Below are 13,681 nucleotides of genomic sequence, written 5' to 3'. Positions count from 1 at the left end.
AACCGTCCACAAGGAGCAACTCGATGAAGTTGAAATCGTTAGCGGTATCCGTGTGTCTGGCATCCCTCGTGCTCTCCGGCTGCGCGAGCAAGTACGTCGAGCCCGAGCAGTACTCCGGTTTCCTCAAGAACTACGGCGTGCTCAAGGAAGACAAATCGCCCTCAGGCGCCCCGGTCATGCGCTGGATCCAGCCGGGCGTCGACGTCAACCGCTTCACCAGCGTGTACGTCGAGCCGAGCCAGCTCTACCCGCAGCCGCAGCCCACCGAGAAGATTCCGCAGAGCACCCTGCAGGGCATCACCAGCTACTACGACCAGGCGCTGCAGACGCAATTCGCCAAGGCCCTGCCGCTGGCCAGCGGCCCCGGCCCGGGCGTGCTGGTGGTGCGCCCGGCGATCACCGGCGTCAGCGCCTCGACCAAGGGCCTGCAGCCCTACGAGGTGATCCCCATCGCCCTGGTGGCCGCCGGCGTCAGCGCCGCCACCGGCATTCGCGACCAGGACACCAGCATCGCCACCGAGGCGGCCTTCCTCGACGGCGGCACCAACGAGGTGGTGGCCGAGGTGGTGCGCAAGGGCGCCGGCACCGAGCTGGACAACTCCTCCCAGGTCATGAAGGCCTCCGACGCCCGCGCCGTGCTCGATGGCTGGGCCACGGACATGCTCAGGTCGTTCCAGGCCCTGAAGAAATGAGCCTTGCCGCCCCGGGGCCCGCGCGGCCCCGGGCGGCTCTGCGCGCCATCTTCGGCAAACGACAGCTCATCGCCCCGGCGTGCAGGCGCCGCCCCCGCGGCCATACTCACGAACAACCCACTCGCTGCACACAAGAACAGCCATGGATAGCATTCGCGGTACTGCCTTTCTCAAATTCGGCGAACTGGTCGCCGAACGCGGCGCCTGCGTGCGCGACTTTCTCGCCCCTTATCGCATCGGCCTGGACGTGGTCGGCAGTTTCGACAAACAACTGCCCTACAAGAGCCTGGTGCAGATCTTCGAGGGCAGCGCCCAGGCCCTCCAGCTGCCGCACTTCGGCCTGGAGCTGGCCACCCGCCAGGGTTTCGCGCTGGCCGGTCCGCTGCAGCAACTGGCCCACTCCGCGCCCACGGTGGGCGACGCCCTGGTGGCGGTGATCCGCTACATGAGCATCTACAGCCCCTCGGTTCTGTTCCGCCTGGAGCGCCGCCCCGGCCAGGCGCTGCTGTACTTCGACAACATTCTGCCCTGCAGTACCGAGACACCGCAGATCGTGGAGAAATCGGTGCTGCACGGCAAACTGCTGATCAGCGAACTGACCGGCCTCCCCTGGCAGCCCAGGGCCGTGATGTTCCGCCACCAGGCCCTTGGCGAAATGGCGGTCTACCGCAAGTACTTCGGCTGCCCCGTCCTATTCGGCCAGGACCACAACGCCCTGGTCATACCCACGGACATTCTGCAGCGCGCCTGCCTCCACCACGACGCCGCCCTGCACGCCATCGTGCGCTTCTACCTGGAGGCCCATGGCGACGTCGACGACGACCTGGTCGCGAAGGTGGCGCGCAAGATCCAGACACTGCTGCCGAGCCGCCGCTGCAACCTGGAACAGGTCGCGTACTCCCTCGGCCTGCATCCCAGGACGCTGCAGCGGCGCCTTTCCGAGGACGGCGTCGACTTCGAGGAACACCTGGAGCGCATCCGCCGCCGCCAGGCCACGTACATGCTGCGCCATACCACCCTGGGCGTGGCGCAGATCGCCGGCGAACTGGGCTACCGGCGCACCACCTCCTTCTGCCGCGCGCACCAGCGCTGGTTCGACATGACGCCCCTGGAGCACCGGCGCCTGCACGGCGACGCCAACATCGTGTCGATGGCCGCCGCCGACTAGCCGCGCGCGCCGGGTTCGCCCTCCCCGGCCGGCGGCGTGGCCGGCGCGCTGTACCACTTGTCCCGCGGCACCCGCTTCTCCTGCGCGGGGTCGCCCAGGTAGTGCGGCGACATGATCTGCACGCCGTACTCGTTGAACACGTCCTGGATGTTGGCGTGCAGCAGGCTCAGCAGCTCCGCGCGCGGGCGCGGCTCGCTGGGCACGGCCTGGGCCACCAGGCGGTACTCCGGGTAGAAGTCCGACAGCCCGGTCTGGAACACCTGCGGCCGGGGCTTCTCGAGGATGCCGTCGGTGCGCCTGGCGGCTTCGACCAGCATCGCCTCCACCTGGCGCCAGGGCGTGTCGTAGCCGATGGTGACAACGGTGTCGACGATGTAGCCGGCGCCCTGCACGGCGCGCGAATAGTTGCGCGTCACCGAGCCGGTGATCATCGAGTTGGGCAGCGTCAGCACTTCGCCCAGGCCGGTGCGGATGGTGGTGTTGAACATGCCCACCTCGGTGACCGTGCCCTCGTTGTCGCCCACCCGCACGTACTCGCCCACCTTCAGCGTGCGCGAATAGGTGAGGATCAGCCCGGCGGCGGCCTGGCCGACCATGCTCGACGCGCCCAGGGAAATCATCAGGCCCAGCAGCACGGAAAGGCCCTTGAAGGCATCGGTGCCCGAGCCCGGCAGGTACGGGTAGGCCATCACCAGGGCGAACAGCCAGATGGCCAGGGAGGTCAGCCGCGTGGTCGGCTGCAGGGTTTCCACGGTCAGCCAGCGGGTCGACCCGGGGCGCGCCAGGCGTTCCAGCAGGCGCCGGCTGAAGGCGCTCACGCCGCGGGCGATGAAGAAGATCGCCACGGCCACGGCGAGGCCGGGAATGGCGCCGACGATGCCGTCCAGCAGGTAGTTGGCCAGCTCCAGCAGGTACAGGTTGAGGCCCTCGCCCCAGGGCCGGGTGTAGGGGAACTGCGAGAGCACGAAGCTCAGCCACTTGTAGCCGCACAGCAGCACGAACACCCAGTAGAGCAGCGCCAGCAGGCGGTCCACCAGGTAGAACACGTACTGCATGTCGAACAGCGGCGTGTGCCCGACCTTGATCTGGTAGGTGCGCTCGCGCATCAGCTGCGGCAGCAGCCCGCGCAGCTTGCGCCGCAGGTAGCCGGCGCCCTTGAGCAGCGCCGCGTAGACCAGCGTGGCCAGGGCCGAGAAGCCCAGGGCCGTGAGCAGAAAGCGCAGGCTGCGCGCCTGGCCGGTTTCCTCCACCACCAGGCGCAGGTTCGCCGCCGCCTGGGCGGCCGCCTCCTGCACCGAGCCGCCGGGCGGGTCCAGGTCCAGCGGCGCGACGATGAAGGCGCGCCGGCCGCCCAGCAGCACTAGTTGGCTGTGCAGGATGGCGTCGATGCTCACCGTCAGCTCATCGGTGCCCTGCAACGCCTCCTCGATCACCGCCTTGGCCCTCTGCGCGCGGGCCGCCGGCGTCTCGCCGAGCAGGGTGGCGCGGAACACGACGATGCTGCGGTTGGCCACCTTCAGCTCCGCCGGCACGCCCGGCACCCCTTCCGTGGCGTCGGCCGGCATCTGCGCCAGGGCCCAGCCCGGCAACGCGACGCAGAGCAACAACAGCATGCCGAACCAGCGCCTCATTCACTCCGCTCCTTGGCCCCTCGCTACGGGCGTCGATGGTGATCCAGCGGGCGAATGCGACCGCCCTGGCTCAAGCGTAGCCACTGCCGCGGCAGTCGTCGGCCCGGCGCAGCGAACTCTCGAAACCCTCGACTGCGCCACACTTCGCCAGCGAAGCGGCCATCGCCATCGGCTATACCTGGGGTGTCGCCCACCCGGTTACGGGCGGGCGGCTCTCGTGTTCCGATGCAATGGCCTACTGGCCCGCCACGTTGCGGGCGAGCGCTCCCCGCCGGGCCCGGCCAGGCTCCTGGGCCCGGCCCTGGCGGGGGCCTGTCGTTCAGGAAGGACGAGGGCATTCTTATGCCCGCTCGCCAGCCCAACCGTAGGGCGCATAACGCCCCAGGCGTTACCTATGTGTCCCGGCAGAACATTTGCAAAACCCATCGCCTACCCTGCCGACACAATCGCGGACAAAGTCCGCTCCTGCGCGGCAGGCGAGCACGGCTTTTCGTAGGAGCGAGCACCCCGGCGCAGTGGGCAAGGCAGTTGTTCCTACGGGATAACATCGCGTCTCCGTCCACGATTCGCATGCAGGGCAAGCGCCTGCACGGGAAAACGTGGAGACACCTGAACGCGAAGTGCAAGGCGATGGCAAGACGGCCATAATCCGCCCTTGCCCCGCGATCCAGGCCCCGTCGATGTCCGAACAGCCCAGCCCTGCCAACGCAGAACCCGCCCCCACCGCCCGCCTCCGGCGCTTCCGACGGCCACGCTGGCTGGAATGGCGACAGCGCCTGGCGTTCTGGGTCGGCGCGCTGCTGGTGGGCCTGGTGGCGCTGGCCTTCGCCTGGCTGGCGGACCAGTCCTTCGCGCTGTTCAAGCGCATGCTCGGCATCGCGCCCTGGCTGCCGCTACTGGTCACCCCGGCGGGTTTCGCCCTGCTGGCCTGGATCACCCAGCGCTGGTTCGGCGAGGCCAAGGGCAGCGGCATTCCCCAGGTGATCGCCGCGCTGGAGTCGCCCTCGCGGCGCTTCCGCGCCCGGGTACTGGCGCTGCCGGTGGCCGCCGTGCGCATGCTCTTCACCCTGGGCGCGCTGCTGGTGGGCGGCTCGGTGGGCCGCGAAGGGCCCACGGTGCACGTCGGCGCCGCGGTCATCTACGCCTTCGGCCGGCGCCTGGGCCTGCATGGCCGGCGCACCATCGCCGGGCTGATCCTCGCCGGCGGCGCGGCCGGCATCGCCGCGGCCTTCAACACCCCGCTGGCGGGCATCGTGTTCGCCATCGAGGAACTCAGCCGCACCTTCGAGCAGCGCTTCAGCGGCCTGGTGCTGACCGCGGTGCTGATCGGCGGCGCCGTCACCCTCGGCCTGATGGGCCACTACTCCTATTTCGGCGAGATCGGCGGCAGCCTGCCGGCCGGCTGGGGCTGGAGCGAGGTGCCGGCCTGCGCCCTGCTCGGCGGCCTGCTGGGCGGGCTCTACGTCAAGCTGGTGCTGCCCACCCAGGCCGGCTGGCTGGGCCGCATGTGCCGCCTGCGCGAGCGCTGGCCGGTACGCTTCGCCGCCGCCTGCGGCCTGCTGCTGGCGCTGCTAGGGCTGGCCTCGGGCAACCACGTGTTCGGCACCGGCTACGAGGAAACCCGCGCCCTGCTCGAAGGCCACCCGATGACCGACCAGGGCTTCGTGCTGTGGAAGTTCCTGGCCAACGTGGTGTCCTACCTCGCCGGCATCCCCGGCGGCCTGTTCTCGCCCTCGCTGAGCATAGGCGCGGCCTTCGCCCCGCTGCTGTCGCAGTTGCCCGACGTCAACCCGCAGACCTGCGCGCTGCTGGGCATGGGCGCCTACCTCGCCGGCGTGACCCGCTCGCCGCTGACCGCCTCGGTGATCGTCCTGGAACTCTCCCACAGCCCCGACCTGCTCATCCCCATGCTGGCGGTCACGGTCATGGCCACCGCCATTTCCGGCTGGATCGCCCCGGTCTCGCTGTACCATGCGCTGGCCCGGCAGATTCTGGACAAGCTGGCGCCGGCGCAGGGGCCCCGCTGACGGAACAGGCCCGCTCGCACCAAGACGCTTTTCTACGAAAAACCGTGCTTCCTGGAACCGTAGGAGCGGACTCCGTCCGCGATTGTCCGTCGTTGCCTAGTCCAGCCCCGCGTCGTTGGCCTGCTGCTGCAGGCTGGCCTGGCTGATCTGGCTGCCCGGCGGCACGCTGCGCGTCAGCCAGACGTTGCCGCCGATGGTGGAGCCCTTGCCGATGGTGACGCGCCCCAGGATGGTGGCGCCGGCGTAGATCACCACTTCGTCTTCGACGATCGGGTGGCGCGGCTGGCCCTTGTGCAGTTGGCCGGTCTCGTCGGCGGTGAAGCGCTTGGCGCCCAGGGTGACCGCCTGGTAGATGCGCACCTGCTCGCCGATGATCGCCGTTTCGCCGATCACTACGCCGGTGCCGTGGTCGATGAAGAAGCTACCGCCGATCTGCGCGCCGGGGTGGATGTCGATGCCGGTGGCCGAGTGCGCCAGTTCGGAGATGATCCGCGCCACCAGCGGCAGGCCGGCGCGGTACAGGTGGTGCGCCATGCGGTGGTGGATGATGGCCAGCACCCCCGGGTAGCACAGCAGCACCTCGTCGACGCTGCGCGCCGCCGGGTCGCCCTGGTAGGCGGCCAGCACGTCGGAGTCCAGCAGTTGGCGCAGCAGCGGCAGGGCCAGGGCGAAGTCACGGACGATCCCCAGCGCCCGCTCCTCGATGCCGTCCTCCGCCTCGCCACGCTGGCGCGCGCTGTAGCGCAGCTCCAGGCGCGCCTGGATCAGCAGCGCGTTGAGGGCGCTGTCCAGGGTGCGCCCGACGAAGAAGTCCTCGCTCTCGTCGCGCAGGTCATTGGGCCCCAGGCGCATGGGGAAGAGCGCGCTGGCCAGGCGCTCGACGATCTCCTCGATGGAGCGCCGCGAAGGCAGCTCGCGCCCGCCCTGCTCCCGCGGCCGGCCGCTGCGGCTGCGCCATTCGCTGCGCGCCGCGCGCAGTTCCTCGACGATGCGCTCCAGTTGCCAACCCGCCGGGCCGTTCTCGTTCTGTTTGCCGATCTCGTGCATGTATCGATACTTCCAATGCCGTGGTTCTTTTCAAGCGTAGGCCGGCTGGGCAGCCTCCGTCACCATTACCGGCCTATCCTGGGGGTTCCCGGGCCCGTCGACAAATCGCTGGCGGTTCTAAGCTCATGCCTGGCGACCGAGTGTCCCGGCCCGACGAAGGCCCGGTTCGCCAACCGGCGGGCCAGAGCAAACTGCGAACGGACAAGCCATCGCACGCCATTGGTCAAATAATGGCTATATGCCACCAATTTCTCACCTAACATGAACCTTGGCAGGATAGACGGACGCAGCACCGGAGGACCGGCCGCTGACGGGCCGCTGCCTTGCCAGAACCCGGCGGCCCGCCGTTTCCGGCCGCCATCTACCACGCGCCACTGGAATACGTCCATGTCATCCGGGGCCATCCCCAAGCTCAACCTGCGCACGCTGATCCTGCTGTTCACCTCGCTGGCCATCCTCGCCACGCTGTTGAACGACCTCTATGCCACCTACCGGATCCAGCGCGAGACGCTGGTGCGCAATTCGCTGGAGACCAACCGCGCGTACGCGGCGAAAGTCGCCCTGACCCTCGGCCAGAGCCTCGACGCCGACCTCGGCCGGCTGCGCTACAGCGCCCAGGTGATGGGCAAGGATTTCGCCTCCCGGGCGACGATGCAGGCCGAGGCCCGGCGCCTGGCGGAGCAGGACCAGAGCTTCAACACCCTGGTGATCGCCGATGCCCAGGGCCGGATTCTCGCCTCGCACCCGCCGGCGCTCAGTGTGGCCGGCCAGAACCTGCGCTCGCGGGAGCCGCTGGAACGGCGCCAGGCGATGATCAGCCCGGCCTTCAATTCGCTGGTGGGCAACCTGATCGTCTTCGTCTCCCACCCCATCCGCAGCCCGCAAGGCGAGTACCTGGGGCTGGTCGGCGGGACCATCTACCTGCGCAAGAACAACGCGCTCAACGAGATCGTCAGCAAGCACTTCCAGACCGACGCCTCGCACCTGTACCTGGTGGACGGCAACCGCCACCTGCTGTTCCACCCCGATGCCGACCACATCGGCAAGGCCGTGGGCCGCAACGCGGCGGTGGACGCCGTGCTGCACGGCGAGAGCGGCGCGATGCAGGTCACCGATGCCGACGGGGTGCAGATGCTGGCGGGCTATGCCCCGGTGCCCAACAGCGGCTGGGGGGTGGTAGTCCAGCAACCGATGAGCGTGCCCCTCGCCGCCCTGCGGGCGCTGATGCTCCAGGTGGTGCAGGGCATAGTGCCGATGATCCTGCTGGGGCTGGTCCTGCTCTGGTGGGCCGCCTCGCGGATCAGCCAGCCCCTGAGCAGGCTCGCCGACTATGCCGAGCAACTGGACGACTCCCGCGGCATCGGCCAGGTGAGCGCCTGGTACTACGAGGCCTGGCGCATCCGCCGCGCGCTGATCCAGGGCGCGCTGCTGACCCAGGAGCGCATCGGCAAGCTCAACCACCAGGTGCTCAGCGACCCGCTGACCGGCCTGGCGAACCGGCGGATGCTGGAGGACTGCCTGCGCGACTGGGCGCTGCTGGAGAAGCCTTTCGCGGTGATCAGCATGGACATCGACCATTTCAAGCGGGTCAACGACCAATACGGCCACGACGTCGGCGACAAGGTGCTGCAGGCCTTCGCCGGCCTGCTGCGGCAGAACTGCCGCGACGGCGACGTGCCCTGCCGGGTGGGTGGCGAGGAGTTCATCCTGCTGCTGCCGCTGACCGGCCTCACCGACGCCGCGGAAGTGGCGGAGCGGATCAGGCGCTCGCTGGCCGAGGCCGTCATGCCTCCGGCCGGGCAGGTCACCCTGTCGCTGGGGGTGACCTGCTGGACGGCGGACCGGCCCGACGTCGCCGCCACGCTCAAGGAGGCGGATGAGCTGCTCTACCAGGCCAAGCAGGCCGGCAGGAACCGGGTGATGGTCCACGGCAAGGGGACCTCGACGACGGCCGCCTGACGAGCGCGTCGGCCAGGCAGGCTCACTCCAGCGGCGCGAGCCCGGCCTGGTCCTCCTCCCGGGTGTCGGGGTGCAGCGCCAATTCGATCCGGTGCGCGGCCTGCAGCAGCGCATCGGCATTCTCCTCGAGGCGTTTCGCGGCGGTGAGCAGGGCCGCGGCGGTAACGGGCGAGACGGCCTCCGCCGCTGCCTGGCGCAAGACCTGCACAGCGGAAGTCTCGTTGATGGCTGAGGCCAGCAATACCTTCCTTAGTCGTTCCATCTCCTCCTCCATCGTTGGTTGGAGCAGTGCAGGAATAGCTCTGAATTTGATGGGGTAGTGGATGAGCCGACAATCGGCAGTGTGGGGTTATGGCTTCGTTTGCGAGCCCTTGCATCCAACCTAACCCCGTCATTCCCGCGAACGCGGGAACCCAGCTGCCTTGGCTTGGGTGTTTCTGCGCCGCTCCGAGTTTGCCCGACCGTCTGGTTTCGCCCCCTCGGGCGAGTCCCTTTTGTCAAACGCCACAAAAGGAACCAAAAAGGCTTGCCCCACATACGGGCCCGACAGAGTCGGGCTACCCTCACGAACTCCCCCGCCACGGAGGCCCGCCCCGAGGGTACGTCCCTGTAGCCCGCGGGGCTCTCGCGACATCCATGTCGCATGACCTCCTGAGCGCCGGTTTCGCTCGGCCTTCTGAAGGGGCGTTTCGGTGCGCTCGGAAATTTCTCTGGAAGACCAAAAACCAGAGCAAGAGCTGCTTTTGCTCTTCGTAGGAGCGAGCTTGCTCGCGAACCCGCCAGTCTCTGGGTTATTCCCCTTCGGGCCAGCGCAAGCGCTGTTCGCGATGGAGCCGCGTCCCGCGTTCGCGGGAATGACGGGGTGATGTTAGGCGTTTCAGGATGACTCAGGACTTCCCGGCGGCTCAGGACAGCCCCCTCTCCCTTCAGGGAGAGGGCTGGGGAGAGGGTTGCGGACTCCGACCACACACCTTTGCCAACCCTATACTCCGCTCCCCCTCCCTAACCCTCCCCCGCAAGCGGGAGAGGGGACCGTTCGGCGTGAAGCGCATTCACGAAGCTCCCTGCCCCCTCATCCGTCTAGTCAAACCAATCGCGGACGGAGTCCGCTCCTACGGGTCCGGAATCATCAGGCATCGGAGCTTCGGCCAACGGCGTATAACCGCGAACGGTTATACGCCCTACGCGCTCACAGGATGACTCCGAACTTTCCGCCCGCTCCGGACGGCCCCCTCTCCCTCTGGGAGAGGGCTGGGGTGAGGGAACGGCGGCCAGGATTGAACACTCTTGCCGAACCCAGACACCGCTTGCCCTTCCTCGGGCGCCCCACCCTCACCAGCGCAACAGCCGCGGCCCCAGCAACGCCCCCAGCAGCGTCGGCAGCAGCATCCCCAGCAGATACCAGATGCCCCAGAAGGGCACGCCCATTTCCGGGCAGTGCAGGCAGTAGGCCAGGGTCGCTGTGGCGCCGGCCAGCAGGCCGCCGGCGGCGCCGGCTTGGCGCAGGCGCGTCGGCGCCAGGCCGCGCAGGGCCCAGAACACGCCGATGAAGGCCGGCAGCGAGAGCAACGCTATGTTCAGCGGGCAGGTGCGCCAGGTGCGGCCGAAGACCAGGTCGACGCGCGCCTCCAGCGGCGCGCCGGCCAGCGCCAGGGCGCCGCCCAGCCATACCAGCAGCACCGGCACGCACAGCGCGGCCCAGGCCGCGCCGCCGCGCACGCCCGGGCGCGCCAGGCGGCTGCACAGCCACAGCGCCAGCGGCGCCAGGCTGCCCGGCAGCGCGACCTTGGCCCAGAACAGCGGCGTGCGCGCCACCTGGGCGAGGTCGGCGCGCACGCCGTAGAGCGCCGCCACCAGCAGCAGCGCGCCCAGGCCGCCACCCAGCAGGGCCAGGGCGAAGCGCCGGGCCAGGGCGTGCCGGTCCACCGCCGTTTCGCCGGCGGCCAGCAGGTCGATCAGCTCATCGGTCTTCATCGTTGCCCTTACCTCGAATTATGCCCGCCAGGGCCTTGAGCCCGCGGTGGATGCCTACCTTCACCGCCGAGCTGGACAGCCCGGTGAGCCGCGCCGTTTCTTCCACCGACAACCCTTCCAGCTTCACATGGACGATCGGCAGGCGCTGCCGCTCGGGCAGTCGCTGCAACAGGCGGCCGAGGTCGCGGCTGGCCTGCGCCGGTTCGCCGTCCTCGCTGGCGAAGAGTTCGTGATCGTCCTCTTCCAGTGGCTGCTGCAGCGCCTCGCGACGGGCGTAGGCGCGGAAGTGGTCGGCCAGCTTGTAGCGCGCGATGGCCTGCACCCAGGCGGTCAGCGGCTGCTCGGCGCGGTAGGTGTGGCGGGCGTTGTGCACGGCCAGCAGCACCTCCTGCAGCAGGTCCTCGACCTCCGCCGGGCGCTGTGCCAGGCGGCGGCGCAGGAAGGCCCGCAGGTGCACGCCAAGGGCGCCGAGAAAGTCGCGGTAGGCTGCGGCATCGCCGGCCAGGCCGCGCAACAGCAAGGCCTGGAGCTGCGCCTCGCGTGCGTTCAACTGCGCCTGGCTGGTAGTTCGTTGCATCGCTCGCCCCGGTTACACCGCGGATGAAATTTTTCTGCACGGCGCGCACCAGCCAGCATGCACACCCCGGCGGCATGAAAAAACAGGCCGCCGTTCAATACGTTAGGGCCACGCCGGGGAAATCTCAAAAAAATTTTCGCGGCGCTGTAACCGGATCGGCGCAGTCGACGAACTGGTTCATGAGCCGACGGTAAGCCTCCGCCGGCCATCCCAATCTTTCGGAGACCGCACCATGAAAAGCATCGCCCTCGCTACCGCCGCCCTGGCCCTCGCCTCCCTCGCCGGCGCCGCCATGGCCGACGACATGAACACCCAGGCCGGCGCAGGCGCCGCCATGGAGAAATGCTACGGCGTGGCCCTGGCCGGCAAGAACGACTGCAAGGCCGGCGCCGGCACCACCTGCGCCGGCAGCGCCAAGAAGGACTACGACGGCATGCACTGGAAGAACGTCCCGGCCGGCACCTGCACCTCGATCAAGACGCCCCACGGCATGGGCTCGCTGACGCCGACCAAGGCCTGAGCGGAGGCCGCCGACCATGAACGCCATGCATGAACCGGGCGCCGGCCTGGGCCTGAAGGCCGAGCATTACGCCCAGGCCCTGGAATGCGACGCCAAGGGCCTGTGGTTCGAGGTCCACCCGGAGAACTACATGGTCGGCGGCCCGCGCCGCGCCTGGCTGGAGCGGATCGGCGAACGCCATCCGCTGTCGCTGCACGGGGTCTCGCTGTCCCTGGCAGCCGATGCACCGCCCGACGCGGCGCACCTGCAACGCCTGCGCGCGCTCGCCGAGCGCGTGCAGCCGATGCTGATTTCCGAGCACCTGGCCTGGTCGACCTGGCGTGGCCAGTACCTGCCGGACCTGCTGCCCTTCCCGCGCAGCCATACCGCCCTCGCGCGCATCGCCGAGAACATCCAGCGCACCCAGGACGCCCTGGGCCGGCGCATCGCCATCGAGAACCCCAGCCACTACCTGCGCCTGACCGGCCACGACTGGGACGAGATCGACTTCCTCACCGAACTGGTGCTGCGCACCGGTTGCGGCCTGCTGCTGGACGTCAACAACGTGCATGTCAGCGCCCACAACCTCGGCTTCGACGCCGCGCACTACCTCGACTGTTTTCCCGCCGCGGCGATCCTCGAAATCCACCTTGCCGGGCACAGCCACGACGAAGGCGGCGAACTGCTGATCGACTCCCACGACGCCGCCATCGCCGAACCGGTCTGGGCCCTTTACCAACGCCTGATCCAGCGCATCGGCCCACGCCCGACCTTGATCGAGCGCGACGACCACATCCCCGCATTCGGCGAATTGCTGGACGAGCGCGATGTCGCCCAGGCCATCCTCAACCTGGCGCAGGTGCCGGTATGAACAGCTCCCTCGGCGCCTTCCAGGACGCCTTCGTCGACGCCCTCTACCAGCACCCGGCGGGCGAGCTGGCGGTGCTGGCCGCGCAGCTGGGCTTCAGCGTCTACCGCAACACCGTGCTCAAGGGCTGCGTCGATGCCCTGTGCGACAACTTCCCCGCCGTCGAGCGCCTGGTCGGCCGCGAGTGGCTGGCCGCCGTCGCGGCGCTATATGCCCGCGAGACGCCGCCGAACGACGCGCGGCTGATCCTCTACGGCGAAGGCTTCGCCGACTTCTTCGATGCTTTCGAACCGGCCCGCCAGTTGCCCTACCTGGCCGACGTGGCGCGCCTGGACCGGCTCTGGCTGGAGGCCTTCGCCGCCGAGCAGGAACCCGCCCTGGCCCTGGCCGAACTGGCCGGCATGACCGCCACCGACCTCGCCCGCTGCCGCCTGCGCCCGCGGAGCAATGTGCGCTGGCGCTGGTTCGGCGGCCAGCCGATCTACAGCCTGTGGCGCTACAACCGCGAGGCGCTGCCCTTGCCGGAGGACATCCCCTGGCACGGCGAAGGCGCCCTGCTGGTGGGCAGCGCCGCGGGCGTCGCCTGGCAGCCGCTGGACCTCGGCGCCTGCGCCTTCCTCGACGCCTGCGCCGCCGGGCACGACCTCGACCGGGCCTCCGCCCTGGCGCTGCAGGCCCAGCCCGACCTGGACTTCACCGCCCTGCTCGGCCGCCTACTGGCCGCCGCGGCCTTCGCCCCGCTCATCCTGCCCCACTGAGGAACCCGCCATGGACATCACCCACGCCCCGTCGACGAACCCCGGCCTGCGCCAGCGCTGGAACCGCCTGGCCGACGCCCTGCAGCGCCTGCTCGGCGAATCCTTCCTGTGCCTGGTGGCGCGCCTGGGCATCGCTTCGATCTTCTTCCTCTCCGGGCGCACCAAGGTAGAGGGCCTGCTGACCATCACCCCGAGCACCTACGAGCTGTTCCAGAGCGAATACGCGCTGCCGCTGGTCCCGCCGCACATCGCCGCGCACCTGGCCACCTACGCCGAGCACCTGTTCCCGCTGCTGCTGGTGCTGGGCCTGGGCACGCGCCTCTCGGCCCTGGCCCTGCTGGGCATGACCACGGTGATCGAGGTGTTCGTCTACCCCGACGCCTGGCCCACCCACCTGTCCTGGGCCGGCCTGCTCCTGCTGCTGGTCGCCCGCGGCGGCGGCCGGCTGTCGCTGGACCGCCTGCTGGGCATCCGCTGAGCG

Annotated in this window: 13 protein-coding genes; 8 read left to right on the top strand and 5 right to left on the bottom strand. The window is 69.3% G+C overall.

Features of this window, described 5'->3' with window-relative positions; genetic code table 11:
- Nucleotides 1-23 precede the first annotated feature (23 nt).
- Together M8R19_RS31575 and M8R19_RS31570 are read left to right on the top strand one after the other, a co-directional pair.
- A complete protein-coding gene (locus tag M8R19_RS31575) occupies nucleotides 24-692 on the top strand; it encodes a DUF3313 domain-containing protein (RefSeq protein ID WP_249919959.1) in 669 nt (222 codons plus the stop codon).
- A 142-nt stretch (nucleotides 693-834) separates the two neighbouring features.
- Nucleotides 835-1,860 carry an AraC family transcriptional regulator gene (locus M8R19_RS31570; protein ID WP_249919958.1) on the top strand — a complete coding sequence of 342 codons (1,026 nt, stop codon included), beginning with the start codon at nucleotides 835-837 and terminating at the stop codon, nucleotides 1,858-1,860.
- Here M8R19_RS31570 and M8R19_RS31565 read toward each other — a convergent pair.
- Nucleotides 1,857-3,473: a mechanosensitive ion channel family protein gene (locus tag M8R19_RS31565; RefSeq protein ID WP_502943079.1), complete on the bottom strand. Its 1,617-nt coding sequence runs from the start codon at nucleotides 3,471-3,473 to the stop codon at nucleotides 1,857-1,859. The two genes, M8R19_RS31570 and M8R19_RS31565, sit on opposite strands and share 4 nt — an antisense overlap.
- A gap of 698 nt (nucleotides 3,474-4,171) precedes the next feature.
- On the opposite strand from M8R19_RS31565, the gene M8R19_RS31560 reads away from it, so the two are divergent.
- Complete coding sequence (locus M8R19_RS31560; protein ID WP_249919957.1) at nucleotides 4,172-5,518, top strand: chloride channel protein; 1,347 nt, start codon at nucleotides 4,172-4,174, stop codon at nucleotides 5,516-5,518.
- Nucleotides 5,519-5,614: 96 nt separating this feature from the next.
- On the opposite strand, the gene epsC is transcribed toward M8R19_RS31560, so the two are convergent.
- Entirely contained in the window at nucleotides 5,615-6,565 is a 951-nt protein-coding gene (gene epsC / locus M8R19_RS31555; protein ID WP_009620203.1) for a serine O-acetyltransferase EpsC, read from the bottom strand.
- 387 nt (nucleotides 6,566-6,952) lie between these two features.
- On the opposite strand from epsC, the gene M8R19_RS31550 reads away from it, so the two are divergent.
- Nucleotides 6,953-8,524: a GGDEF domain-containing protein gene (locus M8R19_RS31550; protein ID WP_249919956.1), complete on the top strand. Its 1,572-nt coding sequence runs from the start codon at nucleotides 6,953-6,955 to the stop codon at nucleotides 8,522-8,524.
- Nucleotides 8,525-8,546: 22 nt separating this feature from the next.
- Here M8R19_RS31550 and M8R19_RS31545 read toward each other — a convergent pair whose 3' ends face one another.
- The 3 genes from M8R19_RS31545 to M8R19_RS31535 form a co-directional block, all read right to left on the bottom strand.
- Nucleotides 8,547-8,786, bottom strand: coding sequence for a hypothetical protein (locus M8R19_RS31545; RefSeq protein ID WP_074982492.1), 240 nt, complete (start codon nucleotides 8,784-8,786; stop codon nucleotides 8,547-8,549).
- A 1,070-nt stretch (nucleotides 8,787-9,856) separates the two neighbouring features.
- The gene (locus M8R19_RS31540) at nucleotides 9,857-10,498 is read right to left on the bottom strand and encodes a DUF1109 domain-containing protein (protein ID WP_249919955.1); all 642 of its coding nucleotides are present in this window, start codon (nucleotides 10,496-10,498) and stop codon (nucleotides 9,857-9,859) included.
- The gene (locus M8R19_RS31535; protein ID WP_249919954.1) at nucleotides 10,485-11,075 is read right to left on the bottom strand and encodes a sigma-70 family RNA polymerase sigma factor; all 591 of its coding nucleotides are present in this window, start codon (nucleotides 11,073-11,075) and stop codon (nucleotides 10,485-10,487) included. Before M8R19_RS31535 ends, M8R19_RS31540 begins: the two co-directional genes overlap by 14 nt.
- A 232-nt stretch (nucleotides 11,076-11,307) precedes the next feature.
- Here M8R19_RS31535 and M8R19_RS31530 point away from each other — a divergent pair, with 232 nt between their 5' ends.
- The 4 genes from M8R19_RS31530 to M8R19_RS31515 are packed head-to-tail and all read left to right on the top strand — an operon-like array spanning nucleotide 11,308 to nucleotide 13,678.
- Complete coding sequence (locus tag M8R19_RS31530) at nucleotides 11,308-11,595, top strand: BufA1 family periplasmic bufferin-type metallophore (RefSeq protein ID WP_249919953.1); 288 nt, start codon at nucleotides 11,308-11,310, stop codon at nucleotides 11,593-11,595.
- A gap of 16 nt (nucleotides 11,596-11,611) precedes the next feature.
- Nucleotides 11,612-12,445, top strand: a complete 834-nt coding sequence (bufB, locus tag M8R19_RS31525) for an MNIO family bufferin maturase (RefSeq protein WP_249919952.1) — start codon at nucleotides 11,612-11,614, stop codon at nucleotides 12,443-12,445.
- Nucleotides 12,442-13,200, top strand: a complete 759-nt coding sequence (locus M8R19_RS31520; RefSeq protein ID WP_116426098.1) for an HvfC/BufC N-terminal domain-containing protein — start codon at nucleotides 12,442-12,444, stop codon at nucleotides 13,198-13,200. Before bufB ends, M8R19_RS31520 begins: the two co-directional genes overlap by 4 nt.
- A gap of 10 nt (nucleotides 13,201-13,210) precedes the next feature.
- On the top strand, nucleotides 13,211-13,678 hold the full coding sequence (locus tag M8R19_RS31515; protein WP_074982508.1) for a DoxX family protein: 468 nt from the start codon (nucleotides 13,211-13,213) through the stop codon (nucleotides 13,676-13,678).
- Nucleotides 13,679-13,681 lie beyond the last annotated feature (3 nt).

The sequence above is a fragment of the Pseudomonas sp. R3.Fl genome (assembly GCF_023516765.1).
GTDB lineage: Bacteria > Pseudomonadota > Gammaproteobacteria > Pseudomonadales > Pseudomonadaceae > Pseudomonas > Pseudomonas citronellolis.
This window is presented reverse-complemented; position numbering and strand designations above follow the sequence as displayed.

Bases quoted from the DNA above. Each gene is read 5' to 3' on its own strand.
- M8R19_RS31575 (WP_249919959.1), top strand. From the start codon at position 24: ATGAAGTTGAAATCGTTAGCGGTATCCGTGTGTCTGGCATCCCTCGTG.
- M8R19_RS31570 (WP_249919958.1), top strand. From the start codon at position 835: ATGGATAGCATTCGCGGTACTGCCTTTCTCAAATTCGGCGAACTGGTC.
- M8R19_RS31565 (WP_502943079.1), bottom strand. From the start codon at position 3,473: ATGCTGTTGTTGCTCTGCGTCGCGTTGCCGGGCTGGGCCCTGGCGCAG.
- M8R19_RS31560 (WP_249919957.1), top strand. From the start codon at position 4,172: ATGTCCGAACAGCCCAGCCCTGCCAACGCAGAACCCGCCCCCACCGCC.
- epsC (WP_009620203.1), bottom strand. From the start codon at position 6,565: ATGCACGAGATCGGCAAACAGAACGAGAACGGCCCGGCGGGTTGGCAA.
- M8R19_RS31550 (WP_249919956.1), top strand. From the start codon at position 6,953: ATGTCATCCGGGGCCATCCCCAAGCTCAACCTGCGCACGCTGATCCTG.
- M8R19_RS31545 (WP_074982492.1), bottom strand. From the start codon at position 8,786: ATGGAACGACTAAGGAAGGTATTGCTGGCCTCAGCCATCAACGAGACT.
- M8R19_RS31540 (WP_249919955.1), bottom strand. From the start codon at position 10,498: ATGAAGACCGATGAGCTGATCGACCTGCTGGCCGCCGGCGAAACGGCG.
- M8R19_RS31535 (WP_249919954.1), bottom strand. From the start codon at position 11,075: ATGCAACGAACTACCAGCCAGGCGCAGTTGAACGCACGCGAGGCGCAG.
- M8R19_RS31530 (WP_249919953.1), top strand. From the start codon at position 11,308: ATGAAAAGCATCGCCCTCGCTACCGCCGCCCTGGCCCTCGCCTCCCTC.
- bufB (WP_249919952.1), top strand. From the start codon at position 11,612: ATGAACGCCATGCATGAACCGGGCGCCGGCCTGGGCCTGAAGGCCGAG.
- M8R19_RS31520 (WP_116426098.1), top strand. From the start codon at position 12,442: ATGAACAGCTCCCTCGGCGCCTTCCAGGACGCCTTCGTCGACGCCCTC.
- M8R19_RS31515 (WP_074982508.1), top strand. From the start codon at position 13,211: ATGGACATCACCCACGCCCCGTCGACGAACCCCGGCCTGCGCCAGCGC.